We start from the raw sequence: 12,609 nt of genomic DNA, 5'->3' as shown, positions 1-12,609 counted from the left end.
TGCCGCGCGCCGGCACGCCGGACGCGCCCTTTCCAGCGCCAATTTCCAATGCCGCAGTAGCAGGGATTCTTCTCAAGTGGTATTGCTGCGGTATTTAAAAATCACAAAAACAGGCGCTAAAAATACTAACTGGTATACAATTGGTACACGTTTTCAGTGAAGCCGTGTCCGCCGTCCCATGCCCCGACAGCCGGTACGCACTGACGGCAGCCACCCACGTTACGGAACGCGCCATGTCCATCAAGTCCAAGCAGTTGCTGTGGTTTTTTGCGTTTTTCCTCGTCTTTGAACTGAATATCTATCTGTCGAACGACATGATCATGCCGGCCATGCTGGGCATCGTCGGCGAGTTCCAGGCGGAGGCGAAATTCGTCCCCTTGTCCCTGAGCCTGTATCTGCTGGGCGGCAGTTCCCTGCAGATATTCCTGGGGCCCCTGGCCGACGCCATCGGCAAGCGCAAGCTCGTGTTGACCGGCAATACCTTGTTCCTGCTGGCCACCCTGGCGGTGCCATTGACCGCTTCGATCGAGCAATTTCTCGTCGCGCGTTTCATCCAGGGCATGGGCTGCTGCTTCATCTTCGTCGGCTATGCCATGATCCATGAACTGTTCGACGACATGGCGGCCGTCAAGCTGAGCAGCATTCTGTCGAGCACCACCATCCTCGCGCCCCTGGCCGGCCCCATCCTCGGCAGCGCCATCATCAGCCGGCTGGACTGGCGCTACGTGTTTTTCCTCTCCGGCCTGCTGGCGCTGCTGTCCTTGCTGGGCCTGTGCAAGACCATGCCGCGCACGCCGGCGCCGGTCGCTCGGCTGGACCTGGGCGCCATCGCGCGCAGCTATGGCGCCATTTTCAGCAATCGGCGCTTCATGTTCGGCATGTTCACGGCCGGGCTGGCCACCGTGCCCCTGACGGCCTGGATCGGCTTTTCGCCCCTCTTCGTGCTGCAGGAAATGGGCGCCTCCTACGCCACGTATATCGCGCTGCAATGCGTGATCTTGTCCGGTTTCGTTCTCAGCAGCATCGCCATCCAGCGCCTGCGCCAGGATTTCCCCCTCGTGTCCCTGCTGCGCCTGGGCGGGCTGATCGCGGCCGCCGGCATGCTGGGCGCCGGTGCAGGCCGCCATCACGTCGACGTGTTTGCGGCCTGCATGTTTGTCTATTCCATCGGCTTCGGCCTGTTCAACGGCGCCCTGATCCGCAGCGCGATCACGGCCAGCAAGGAATCGATGACCTTGACGACGGCCGCCATGAGCTTGCTGTACTGCATTTATCTGTCCGCCTGGCTGCAGCTGTACAACGTGCTGTGCCAGCGCTTCGGCTATGCGCTGGAAACGTATGCGCTGCTGAATATCCCCGTCATCGTGGTCATCACGGCCTGCCTGCTGCTGTTTACACGGGGCATGGCGGGGCGCCGGGAAAGCGAGGTGCTGCTCGCCCGGCACTGATGGCGCAACGATGCGCATGTTGTCGACCTTGTTTTATCTCCTGCGACGTTTATTGACACTCTCCTGCGGAAAATGGTGCGCCCATGAAAATAGATGACCTGGCCTCGAAACACGATCAAGCAAAGATTTTCAACCTGGAATACGAGTTTCGCATCAACCGGCTGAAACTCGATTACATCACCCTGGCCGATGTCAGGCCGGCTGGCAGCGACCTGGAGCAATTGGCCGCGGAGCACCAGGCGGGCATCGCCGCCCTGCGCAGCTTCGTCGCCCTGAACTTCAACCATTTCAATGCGGCAAGCTGTTCCTCGCTCAGCTGCATCCCCACGCGCGCGCTCGGCGAGGACGAGCGCTACCTGCACCGCATCTGGATGGGCGGACCCCTGCCGGCCATCGCCTGCGAGGCGATCCAGCAGTGGGGCGCGGCGCTCGACGACGTGCGCTGCAACGGCGGCGCGCCGTATGTTTCCATCCTGTGGGTGTGGGATGCGCAGCAGCTGCGCGATGACGAGCGCTTCAGCCCCACGGGCGGCGCCGGGCGCTACACGATAGGCCGCTACGACATCGGCGGCACGACCCTGCATATCAATTCGCTGCGCGCGCTGGCGCTGGACTTCGCGCCGGCCCGCTTCGATATCCTCGATACCCTGCATACGCAGCGCTATTTCGCCACCTTGTCCGATTATTTCCGCATCCTCATCATGTGCGAATACGGCGGCCTGTATATGGATGTCGATACGATCCCGCACAATCCGGCGACGATTTTCCTGATGAAGCCGGAAGTGCCCGATTATTTCCAGCGCATGGATGATGACAGCGAAGAGCGCCGGCACGTCAGCTGGATGAATCTGTTTCTCGATGAAACGGGCATGCTGATCGCCAAGAAGAACGATGCGGCGCTGCGTGTGATCCAGCGCAATGTGAACCGCGCGTATGCGGACATCGACCAGCAGATTCCCCGTTCCTGCCCGCAATTCGAGGCGCGGCTGTTCGGCCAGTTTTATGCCGAATGGAAGAAAAACCTGGGCGTGACCCTGCTCAGCCATGCCGAGTTTTACCAGCGCTACTGCGTGCTGTATGACGGCGCGCGGGAAGCGGTGGCGGGCGGCATCCGCGGCATGCGCTTGCTGGACGATATCATTACCGACATGCACATCCCCTTGAGCGACGAGGAACGGCGCGCGTATGCGCGCTGCGTGGCGCGGCTCGACGAAATCGGCTGGCAACTCGACGATCCTTTGATCTTGCCCAATATCGTCGACGTGTTCGATATCGAGGAAGTGCCGCGCATGGCGTATGCTGCCCAATTGCGGGCGGATATCGAGCATTTCCACTATTACTCGGTGCTGTCGGACGATCCGCAGCTCGATCGCGTGAATGACGTTTTTTGCCGTTACCTGCTGGCCCATCGTTCGCAGCATATTGCCGCCGGCAACTTTTGGCGCCCCACCGTGGGCCGCCACGGCAGCCGCATGCCGGCCGCCGGCGATACCGCCCCGTCCGGCGACGAAGTTCAGGCTCAGGCGGGCCTGCTGTCGCATGCGCCGCTCACGCTGGTGCCGGGCGAGTTGCTGGGCGACGAGGCGAAGAACCGCATGGCCAAATTGCTGTTTGCCACCAGCTACCTGGAATACTGTTCGTTCGGCAATAAACTCAATCTGCAGTTCGTCGAATTGCAGCGGCGGCAGAACATCGACCCGTATCTGGCGCACATCCACGGCCTGCATGACGAGGACGGGCGTTTCATCGGCTTCTTTACGGCCGCGACGATGGACGAGTTCCAGGCTTGCGGCGCCGTCTCGTATTACCGCGATGACATGAAGGCGCTCGACGATGCGTATGACGCCTTCGTGCTCGCGCATGCGCGCGCCGACGACTGTTTCGTCAGCAGTTTGGCCATCGACGAAAAATACCGGGGGCAGGGCCTGTTCCGGCAAATGTTCCACGAAATCCGCGACCTGTCCAGCCGCAAGGGCTGCGCGCGCATCACCTTGACGGTGTGGGAAAAGAGCGAAGCGCTGCAAGTGTATCTGCACAAGGGTTTTCGCAGCGTGGGCACGTTCGACTATGCCTACAGCCTGTTCTATGACCGGCTGCATTTCCTCGTGTATGAAGGAAACTGAGGAAGGTAACTGAGGAGGGAAAACGAGGGAGAACAGGGGCGGCCGGCAGCCGCCCCGTGTAGTGTTTTACAGGGCCAGGAAGGCCAGGCCCGCCACGGCCGTCGGCAGCAGGGCGCCCGCCAGCAGGCCGACGGCGCCGATCGATTCATCCTTGAAGCCGCGGCGCAGCAGGGCCACGCCGGCCGGGTTCGGCGCATTGGCGATGACGGTCAGGCCGCCACCGGCCACGGCGCCGGCCATCAGCATGTATTTCGCTTCGTCCGTCATGCCGACGATCAGCGAACCGAGGTAGGTGAGGGCCGCATTGTCGGTAATCGCCGTCAAGCCCAGGGCGCCGAAGAACAGGGCCAGCGGTTTCAGGCTGGAAACGATGGGCTGCAGCCACCATTGCTGCATGCCGCCCAGCACCACCAGGCCACCGAGGAAGAAGCCGACCAGCAAGCCTTCCTTGAGGATCAGCGGGCTTTGATAGCGCTCATACGCCTGCACGAAGCCGAGGAAGAACAGGAACAGGCCGATGAACAGCACGGGATGGTGCGCCAGGGTGACGACGCCGGCCAGCACGATCATGTGCACCAGGCTGACGGCCAGCGGCACTTTCGGTGCTTCCACTTCGCCAGCCTTCGGCTTGATGTCGGAGGTGTTGCTATGCAGATATTTGCGCAGCAATATGCTCACGCCCGTGGCGTTGACCAGCACGGCGATGGCGGCCTTCCAGCCGAAGTGGGTGGCCATGTAGGCGCTGTCCCAGTTCCACGTGGTGGCCACCATCAGCACGGGCGGCGCCGCGTACGAGGTGAGGGTGCCGCCGATGGAAACGTTGACGAAGAGCACACCCAGCGCGCCGTATTTCAGCCATTCAGGGATGCCCGGGCGGAAGATTTGCGGCGCCAGCATCAGCGCGGCCAGGGTCATGGCGGCCGGTTCCGTGATCAGGGAGCCCGTCAGGGGCACGAGCGCCAGGCCCAGCCAGACGAGGGCCAGTTCCGTGCGCAGCGGCATCACGCGCGCCACGCCTTTCAATAGGCGCTGCACGGCGTCGAGCACGGGGCGTGAGGCGGCCACGACCATGACGACAAAGACGAACAGCGGCTCCGTGTAATGGCGCGACTCGGCATACTCGATGGCCGCATCGCCGCCCGAGACAAAGGCCATGATGATGATCAAAATGAAAGCCCAGAAGCCGAACACGACTTCCACTTCGCCCAGCAAATGCAGCAAGCCCGCATGGCGGGGATGGCGCCGCGATAATGTTTCAAACGACTTGGCGGCGAAGGTGTGGATGAGCGCGAGGCCGAAGACGATGGCGCTGATGAGTTGGATGGTGGTCAAATGCGTTTCCTTATGGACGGAGGAAGCCGCCCGGTGCATTGCCGAGCGGTAAGGAGAGTGCTTATGGTACAGCAATCGATGTGAAAAACGGTGTTTTTCGGACGTCGCGGGACGGCCCCCGGATGGGGATGCGCAGATATGCCTTGCCAAAAGGGGGACTGGATAGTACTGTATATGCATACAGTATCCATCTTCATATTCAATTATGCAACATTCCCAATTGATGGCCTCGCCGGAAGCCTTGCACCCGTCCCTGTGGCGCGCATCGCAGCTGGGGCAGGGCGCCACGCGCTGCCTGGACACGGGCTTTGCCGCCCTGTCCGCGCAACTGCCCGGCGGCGGCTGGCCCTGCGGCAGCCTCATCGATCTGCTGGTGCAGCAGCCGGGCAGCGGCGAAGTGCGGCTGCTGGCGCCCGCGCTGGCGCAACTGCCGGGTTTGCCCATCGTGCTGCTGCAGCCGCCCCACCCGCCGCAGGCGCTGGCCCTGGCCGCGCATGGGCTGGCGCCGTCGCAACTGCTGTGGCTCAAGAGCGCCGGCAGCAAGGATGCCCTGTGGGCGGCAGAAAACATCTTGCGCAGCGGCACGTGCGGCGCCTTGCTGTTCTGGCAGCCGCACGTGCGCGCCGACAGCCTGCGCCGCCTGCACCTGGCCGCGCAGTCCGGCAACACCCTGTTCTGCATGCTGCGCCCCTTGCACGGCGCGCAGGATGCGTCGCCGGCGCCGCTGCGCCTGTCCGTGCGCCCGGCCGCCGGCGGCATCGAGATCGGCTTCATCAAGCGCCGGGGACCGCAGCGCGACGCGCCCTTGTTCCTGCCCCTGCAACCTCCTTCATTACTGCTACGCCATGCGACTCTGGATCGGCCTGTACCTGCCCCGGCTCCCGTTCGAAGTGTTTTGCCCGCGCTGGTCGTCTGACCTTCTCGGCGTGGTGCTGGAGCAGGAGCAAGTGATGGCCGTGTCGCCGCTGGCGCGGGCGGCGGGCATCCGGCCGGGCATGCGCCGCGCGGGCGCGCTGATGCTGGCGCCGCAGGCGCGCCTGCACGAGCGCTCTTTGGCACTGGAGGCGCAGGCGCTGCAAGCGGTGGCGCTGGCGCTGCTGCAATATTCGCCGCTGGTGGCGCAGGGCGAGGAAGCGACCCTGCTCGTCGACGCGGGCGCCAGCCTGCGCCTGTTCGGCGGCGTGCGGGCCCTGTGCCGGCAGATTGCGGCCAGCTTGCGCGCGCTGGGCTACACGGCCCAGCTGTCGTGCGCCCCCACGGCGCGCGGCGCCTGGCTGCTGGCGCGCGCCGGGACGCGCCGGGGCCGGACATTGAGCATGGCCAGCCTGGTGCGCCGTCTCGACGGCTTGCCATGCGCCTTGCTGCCGCCCGCGCGCCCCTGGCTGGAATGGCTGGACGGCATCGGCTGCCGCACCCTGGGGCAGTTGCGCCATTTGCCGCGGCCCGGCTTGCAGCGCCGCTGCGGCGGGGCCTTGCTCGACATGCTCGACGATGCGCATGGCCACGGCACGGAACTGTACCTGTGGCTCGAAGCGCCGCCCACGTTTTGCGCCAGCCTGGAACTGTTCGACCGCGTGGAGCACGCGGAAGCGCTGCTGTTCGGCGCGCGCCGCCTGCTGCAGCAAATGACGGGCTGGTTGTGCGCGCGGCAATTCGCCGTCGAACGCATCCAATTGCTGCTGGCGCACGAGCGGGGCAGGGTGGCGCGCCAGCCCACCGTCATCGACCTGGCCCTGGGCGAGGCCGTCTGGCGCGACGAGCATTTATTGCGCTTGCTCAAGGAACGCCTGGCGCAGCTGGTGCTGGACGCGCCCGTGATCGGCCTCACCCTGGAAGCGCTGCAGGTGCAGCCGATGGCGCCGCCCAGCGACACCCTGTTTCCCGAGCCGGGCGGCACGCCGCAGGAGCGCCAGCGCTTGCTGGAATTGCTGGTGGCGCGCCTGGGCGCCGAGAATGTCTTGCAGGCGGCGCCGCGCGCCGATTACCGGCCCGAGGCGGCCAACCAGTGGCTGCCGCTGCCGGCCAGGCCAGGCGTACAAAACGCGCAGCCGGACTTGCCGCCCGGCTTGTCCGGCATGCCCCGTCCCGGCTGGCTGCTGGCCCAGCCCATCGCCCTCCTGATGCGCGAACACCGGCCGTTTTATGGCTCGCCGTTGAAAATGGTGTCCGTCGCCGAACGCATTGAGGCGGGCTGGTGGGGGCAGTCGCAGGCGCGCGATTATTTCATTGCCGAAGGACTCGATCACGCCCATTACTGGGTTTACCGCGAACGCATCGCCGGCAGCGGAGAAGATGCCGCGCCGCGCTGGTTTTTGCATGGCTTGTTTGGCTGAATGCGTTGTCCTGCTGAAACTGTCATGCTTGGCTATACTTGCCTGCTTGTGCCACGTCATACACCTCAAAAGGATTTCCATGTCCCAACTCTCCGACTTCCCCATCACCCAAAAATGGCCTGCCCGGCACCCCGAGCGCTTGCAGCTGTACTCGCTGCCGACGCCGAACGGCATCAAGGTCTCCATCCTGCTGGAAGAGCTGGGCCTGGCGTACGAGCCGCACCTGGTCAGCTTCGAGCAAAACGACCAGCTGTCGCCCGCCTTCCTGTCACTCAATCCGAACAACAAGATTCCCGCCATTCTCGACCCGGACGGCCCCGATGGCAAGCCGCTGGCCCTGTTCGAGTCGGGCGCCATCCTGCTGTACCTGGCCGAGAAAACGGGCAAGTTCATCCCGCAGGAAGCGGGCTTGCGCTATGAAACGATCCAATGGCTGATGTTCCAGATGGGCGGTATCGGCCCCATGTTTGGCCAGGTGGGCTTCTTCCACAAATTCGCCGGCAAGGATTACGAGGACAAGCGGCCGCTGGAACGCTATATCGGCGAGGCGAAGCGCCTGCTGGGCGTGCTCGAGCAGCGCCTGCAGGGCCGCGACTGGATCATGGGGAGCCAGTACACGATTGCCGACATCGCCATCTTCCCGTGGGTGCGCTGCCTGGTGGGTTTCTATGGCGCGGGCGACCTCGTCGGCTTTGCCAACTTCCCGAACGTGCAGCGCGCGCTGGACGCCTTCCTGGCCAGGCCAGCCGTTGCCAGGGGCGTGGATATTCCCAAGCGTGATTGAAGCTTGCCAGCCGCCAGCGGCGGCGGCCGGGCGGCGCTACAATGCGCCTTCGGCCGCCCTGCGCGGCAGCTTTGATCTGAGACAATGAAATCCACCCGGCAAGATTTTCCCGGCGCGCACGGCCATGTGCTGGCGGCGCGGATCGATGCGCCTGACGGCGCCATCCGCGCCTATGCGCTGTTCGCCCACTGTTTTACCTGCGGCAAGGATGTGCTGGCCGCGCGGCGCATCGCGCAAGGTCTCACGGAACACGGCATCGCCGTGCTGCGCTTCGACTTCACGGGGCTGGGCGCCAGCGAAGGCGAGTTCGCCGCCACCAATTTCTCGTCGAACGTGGACGACCTGGTCGCCGCCGCTGATTTCCTACGGGCAAAACATGCCGCGCCGCAATTGCTGATCGGTCATAGCCTGGGCGGCGCGGCCGTGCTGGCCGCCGCGTCGCAAGTACCGGAAGCCACCGCCATCGCCACCCTGGCCGCGCCCAGCACGCCCGCCTACGTGACGCGCATGTTCAGCGAGCACCTGGAGCAAATCGCCGCCGAAGGCGAAGCGCTGGTGCAGCTGGAAGGGCGGCCCTTCCGCATCCGCCAGCAATTCGTCGACGACGCGGGCAGCCACAGCTTGAAGACCCACATCGCCGGCCTGCGCCGCGCCCTGCTGGTGATGCACGCGCCGAACGACACGACGGTCAGCCTGTCGAACGCGATGGAGATCTTTACGGCGGCCAAGCACCCGAAAAGCTTCGTTTCGCTCGACGATGCCGACCACCTGTTGACGGGGCGCGACGACGCGGCCTATGTCGCCAACGTCATCGCTGCCTGGAGCGCGCGCTATATCAGCTAAGTAAGCAAGCGGTCGCCCATGAAAAACGCCGCGGCAGCAGAAGCTGGCGCGGCGCGGATACTATTGGTACTTTACAACACCTGACAAAATCGTAGCGAGCGGCAGTGATTTGTGGCCGAGAAGCGCAGCCGTGCTAAAGCACGGTGAGCATCGCCGGCCGCAAAGCGCGACGCGCAGTAGATTTGGTCAGGTGTTCTCAGTCTTCGTCAAATTCGGCGGATAGATCCTTCCAGCCCTTGCTCACGGCAAAGGCCGAAAATTCCTCGGGCGCTTCCAGGACGATCAGTTTCTTGTCTTGCAAGCCCAGATCGCCATGGCCGAAGTCGGGGCCTACATAGCCAAGGCTGCGCAGGCGGGCCAGGATGTGGCCGACCAGGGTCTTGTCCTTGTAGGCGCCCGCTTCGAGCGGGGCGGCGAAATCGACGTAGACGTCGATGATGCCGTAGCCTTCGTCGAAGATGCGGATGGCCTTGATGTCGTGGGCACGGCCGGAGCCGTCGGTGGCCTTGAAGGGGCCGCTGAGCTGGATGTCGGTGTCATTGTTCATGCCGCCAGCATACACCAAAAGCCGACCCTGCATGAGGGGCGTCATGCAACCCATCCCTGGATGGGGCATGTAAAAATTTCTTACAAATTCTTTGCCGTCTGGGGCGTTTTTTGCCAATTTCAAGGCCTTGAAAGGGCGTTGGCAGGCCGTATATCGGTAACAGGCGGATGCTCATGGTGAGGTCCGCCCCTCTTATCGCTTTAATGAAAAGGATATTTATCATGCGTACTTTTGACCTTGCTCCCCTGTACCGTTCCGCCATCGGCTTCGACCGCCTGGCACAATTGCTCAACGAACAGCGCGCCGATGCGCAGCCCAGCTACCCGCCCTACAACATCGAACTCGTATCGGAAGATAAATACCGCATCGTGATGGCATTGGCGGGCTTCTCGCGCGAAGAGATCGACATCATCACCGAACGCGATTCCCTGCACGTCACGGGCCGCAAGCAGAAAGATGGCGTCGAGCGCACGTTCTTGCACCGCGGCATCGCTGCCCGCGATTTCGAACAGCGTTTCCAGCTGGCCAACCACGTGAAGGTCACGGGCGCCACGTTTGAAAACGGCATGCTGACCATCGACCTGGTGCGCGAAGTGCCGGAAGCGCTGAAGCCGCGCAAGATCGAGATCGGCACCACCACTGGCGCCACCGTCAGCGCGCTGGAACAGCGCCAGGCAGCCTGAGCTGAGCTGAGCTGAGCTGAGCTGATTTCGGCGCCACGCGCCGGCATTGGCGGAAGGGAATATTCCCTCCCCATGCAGTAAAATACTGGCCGGTCAATCCGGCCAGTGTCACGTCCGGAGCCCGTTCGGGCCGCATTCAGGGCTTCCATTGGTTGCCCATGCTACGCAAGATTAAACCCCGCTTAAAGGCGCAAATGCCTGTTTCCAAATGGAAAAATGTTAAGCACCGCCTAAGACTCGTGGCCCACTATTGCATACATCAAAATCTCATTGAATGAGGAGCAATTCATGGAACAGCAAACGAATACCACATCGCTGAAAATCAAACGCACCGTAGCCGCGCTGGCCGCGATCGGTGTGCTGGGCGCCGGTGGCGCCATGGTGATGCATCAGAACAATGCCGGCGCGAATGCCACCGCAGGCACTCCCTCCGCACCCGTGGCCGCCGCCGTGGCGCCTGCAGCAAGCGCGCCGCTGGTGGCCTTGCCCGACTTTAGCCAGATCGCCGCGCGCAACAGCCCGGCCGTCGTCAATATCAGCGTCACGGGCAGCACCAAGGTGGCGTACGACCCATCGGCCCAGGCCGGCAATGACGACTTCGGCAACGACCCGTTCCTCGAATTCTTCCGCCGCTTCCAGGGCCCGCAAGGCGGGCAGCGCGGCGGCCGCGACGTGCCCACGCACGGCCTCGGTTCCGGCTTCATCGTCAGCCCCGACGGCATCATCATGACGAATGCCCACGTGGTGCGCGATGCGCGCGAAGTGACCGTCAAGCTGAACGACCGCCGCGAATTCCGCGCCAAGGTGCTGGGCACGGATCCGAAGACGGACATCGCTGTGCTGAAGATCGACGCCAACAACCTGCCCATCGTGCCGCTCGGCCACTCGAGCGACCTGAAAGTGGGCGAATGGGTGCTGGCCATCGGTTCTCCTTATGGCTTCGACAGCACGGTGACGGCTGGCGTCGTCAGCGCCAAGGGCCGTTCCTTGCCGGACGACAGCAATGTGCCGTTCATCCAGACGGACGTGGCGGTGAACCCCGGCAACTCGGGCGGCCCCCTGTTCAACACGCGCGGCGAAGTGGTCGGCATCAATTCGCAGATCTACAGCCAGACGGGCGGCTTCCAGGGCTTGTCGTTCGCCATCCCCATCGACCTGGCCGGCCGCATCAAGGACCAGATCGTCGCCACGGGCAAGGCCAGCCACGCCAAGCTGGGCGTGACGGTGCAGGAAGTCAACCAGGGCTTTGCCGACTCGTTTAAGCTGGCCACGCCGGAAGGCGCCCTGGTCGCCAACGTGGAGCGGGGCAGCCCGGCCGACAAGGCGGGCCTGAAATCGGGCGACGTGGTGCGCAAGGTGAATGGCCAGCGCATCATCGGCTCGGCCGACTTGCCGGCGCTGGTGGGCACGTCCTTGCCAGGCGACAAGATCAGCATGGATGTCTGGCGTGACGGCAAGATCGTCAGCCTGACGGCAACCCTGGGCAATGCGGCCGACAAGGTGGCCGAAGTGGCGAAGAGCGACAACGCCGCCGGCAAGGTAAAGCTGGGCCTGGCCCTGCGTCCGTTACAATCGGATGAAAAACGCGAGGCGGGCATCAGCGCCGGCCTGCTGGTGGAAGACGCGGGCGGCGCCGCCGCGAATGCCGGAGTGCAGCCGGGCGACGTGCTATTGTCGGTGAATGGCCGTCCCGTCAACACGGTCGAGCAGGTGCGCGACGTGGTGGAAAAATCCGCGAAGTCGGTGGCCTTGCTGATACAGCGCGGCCCCGATAAGATCTTCATTCCCGTGCGCCTCGGTTGATCTGGCGCAGGATGCAAGGTCGATAAAACAGTCAAGATGAAGGAGTAGGGCATGCGCTTATTGCTGGTAGAAGACGATACGATGATCGGCGAGGTGGTGCTCGATTTGCTGCGCGCCGAGCATTACGCGGTGGATTGGGTCAAGGATGGCGACATGGCCGATACGGCCCTGCAGACGCAAACCTACGACCTGGTGCTGCTGGACCTGGGCTTGCCACGCAAGGATGGCCTCGACGTGCTGCGCTCGATGCGCTTGCGCAAGCTCGACACGCCCGTGCTGGTGGCCACGGCGCGCGACGCCATCGAGCAGCGCATCGCGGGCCTCGACGCGGGCGCCGACGATTACGTCTTGAAGCCGTATGACCTCGACGAATTGCTGGCGCGCATACGCGCCCTGCTGCGGCGCGCCTCGGGGCGGCCGGAACCGATCTTCGAACACCAGGGCGTCTCCATCAATCCGCTGACGCGCGAAGTGATCGCCGAGGGCCACCCGGTCAACCTGTCGGCGCGCGAATGGGCCGTGCTGGAAGCCTTGATCGCCCGTCCCGGCATCGTGCTGTCGCGCGCGCAGCTGGAAGAAAAGCTGTACAGCTGGAAGGATGAAGTCAACAGCAATGCCGTGGAAGTGTATATCCATGGCTTGCGCAAGAAACTGGGCAGCGACCTGATCCAGAACGTGCGCGGCCTCGGCTACATGGTGCCCAAGGCATGAGG

11 protein-coding genes are annotated in these 12,609 nt (G+C 63.8%); 9 read left to right on the top strand and 2 right to left on the bottom strand.

The window, feature by feature from the left end; genetic code table 11:
* Positions 1-233 precede the first annotated feature (233 nt).
* Positions 234-1,448, top strand: coding sequence for an MFS transporter (locus tag O0881_RS09930; RefSeq protein WP_289911127.1), 1,215 nt, complete (start codon positions 234-236; stop codon positions 1,446-1,448).
* Between the two features lie 83 nt (positions 1,449-1,531).
* Positions 1,532-3,571, top strand: coding sequence for a GNAT family N-acetyltransferase (locus O0881_RS09925; protein ID WP_289911125.1), 2,040 nt, complete (start codon positions 1,532-1,534; stop codon positions 3,569-3,571).
* A 66-nt stretch (positions 3,572-3,637) separates the two neighbouring features.
* Here the strand turns inward: O0881_RS09925 and O0881_RS09920 are convergent, their stop codons facing one another.
* Positions 3,638-4,903 carry a putative Na+/H+ antiporter gene (locus tag O0881_RS09920; protein WP_099666919.1) on the bottom strand — a complete coding sequence of 422 codons (1,266 nt, stop codon included), beginning with the start codon at positions 4,901-4,903 and terminating at the stop codon, positions 3,638-3,640.
* 205 nt (positions 4,904-5,108) lie between these two features.
* On the opposite strand from O0881_RS09920, the gene imuA reads away from it, so the two are divergent.
* From imuA to O0881_RS09900, 4 genes are all read left to right on the top strand, one after another.
* Positions 5,109-5,819, top strand: coding sequence for a translesion DNA synthesis-associated protein ImuA (gene imuA / locus O0881_RS09915; RefSeq protein ID WP_289911123.1), 711 nt, complete (start codon positions 5,109-5,111; stop codon positions 5,817-5,819).
* Positions 5,749-7,236 carry a DNA polymerase Y family protein gene (locus tag O0881_RS09910; RefSeq protein ID WP_289911121.1) on the top strand — a complete coding sequence of 496 codons (1,488 nt, stop codon included), beginning with the start codon at positions 5,749-5,751 and terminating at the stop codon, positions 7,234-7,236. Before imuA ends, O0881_RS09910 begins: the two co-directional genes overlap by 71 nt.
* A 79-nt stretch (positions 7,237-7,315) precedes the next feature.
* Positions 7,316-8,020 carry a glutathione S-transferase N-terminal domain-containing protein gene (locus O0881_RS09905; protein ID WP_289911119.1) on the top strand — a complete coding sequence of 235 codons (705 nt, stop codon included), beginning with the start codon at positions 7,316-7,318 and terminating at the stop codon, positions 8,018-8,020.
* Positions 8,021-8,104: 84 nt separating this feature from the next.
* A complete protein-coding gene (locus tag O0881_RS09900) occupies positions 8,105-8,863 on the top strand; it encodes an alpha/beta hydrolase (protein WP_289911118.1) in 759 nt (252 codons plus the stop codon).
* Positions 8,864-9,059: 196 nt separating this feature from the next.
* Here O0881_RS09900 and O0881_RS09895 read toward each other — a convergent pair whose 3' ends face one another.
* A complete protein-coding gene (locus O0881_RS09895) occupies positions 9,060-9,410 on the bottom strand; it encodes a hypothetical protein (protein WP_034783462.1) in 351 nt (116 codons plus the stop codon).
* Between the two features lie 221 nt (positions 9,411-9,631).
* Between O0881_RS09895 and O0881_RS09890 the strand changes: the two genes are divergently transcribed.
* The 3 genes from O0881_RS09890 to O0881_RS09880 all read left to right on the top strand — a co-directional run bounded on the left by O0881_RS09890 (position 9,632) and on the right by O0881_RS09880 (position 12,607).
* The gene (locus O0881_RS09890) at positions 9,632-10,093 is read left to right on the top strand and encodes an Hsp20 family protein (protein ID WP_099666924.1); all 462 of its coding nucleotides are present in this window, start codon (positions 9,632-9,634) and stop codon (positions 10,091-10,093) included.
* Positions 10,094-10,381: 288 nt separating this feature from the next.
* The gene (locus tag O0881_RS09885; protein WP_289911114.1) at positions 10,382-11,896 is read left to right on the top strand and encodes a Do family serine endopeptidase; all 1,515 of its coding nucleotides are present in this window, start codon (positions 10,382-10,384) and stop codon (positions 11,894-11,896) included.
* 51 nt (positions 11,897-11,947) lie between these two features.
* Positions 11,948-12,607: a response regulator transcription factor gene (locus tag O0881_RS09880; RefSeq protein ID WP_034783312.1), complete on the top strand. Its 660-nt coding sequence runs from the start codon at positions 11,948-11,950 to the stop codon at positions 12,605-12,607.
* Positions 12,608-12,609 lie beyond the last annotated feature (2 nt).

It is taken from the genome of Janthinobacterium sp. SUN100 (genome assembly GCF_030397705.1).
Lineage (GTDB): Bacteria > Pseudomonadota > Gammaproteobacteria > Burkholderiales > Burkholderiaceae_D > Janthinobacterium > Janthinobacterium kumbetense.
The sequence above is the reverse complement of the archived record's forward strand: the minus strand, read 5'-3'. Positions and strand labels throughout refer to the sequence as shown.

Excerpts from the sequence above, each read along its gene's own strand:
- O0881_RS09930 (WP_289911127.1), top strand. The coding sequence starts at position 234 with ATGTCCATCAAGTCCAAGCAGTTGCTGTGGTTTTTTGCGTTTTTCCTC.
- O0881_RS09925 (WP_289911125.1), top strand. The coding sequence starts at position 1,532 with ATGAAAATAGATGACCTGGCCTCGAAACACGATCAAGCAAAGATTTTC.
- imuA (WP_289911123.1), top strand. The coding sequence starts at position 5,109 with ATGCAACATTCCCAATTGATGGCCTCGCCGGAAGCCTTGCACCCGTCC.
- O0881_RS09910 (WP_289911121.1), top strand. The coding sequence starts at position 5,749 with ATGCGACTCTGGATCGGCCTGTACCTGCCCCGGCTCCCGTTCGAAGTG.
- O0881_RS09905 (WP_289911119.1), top strand. The coding sequence starts at position 7,316 with ATGTCCCAACTCTCCGACTTCCCCATCACCCAAAAATGGCCTGCCCGG.
- O0881_RS09900 (WP_289911118.1), top strand. The coding sequence starts at position 8,105 with ATGAAATCCACCCGGCAAGATTTTCCCGGCGCGCACGGCCATGTGCTG.
- O0881_RS09895 (WP_034783462.1), bottom strand. The coding sequence starts at position 9,410 with ATGAACAATGACACCGACATCCAGCTCAGCGGCCCCTTCAAGGCCACC.
- O0881_RS09890 (WP_099666924.1), top strand. The coding sequence starts at position 9,632 with ATGCGTACTTTTGACCTTGCTCCCCTGTACCGTTCCGCCATCGGCTTC.
- O0881_RS09885 (WP_289911114.1), top strand. The coding sequence starts at position 10,382 with ATGGAACAGCAAACGAATACCACATCGCTGAAAATCAAACGCACCGTA.
- O0881_RS09880 (WP_034783312.1), top strand. The coding sequence starts at position 11,948 with ATGCGCTTATTGCTGGTAGAAGACGATACGATGATCGGCGAGGTGGTG.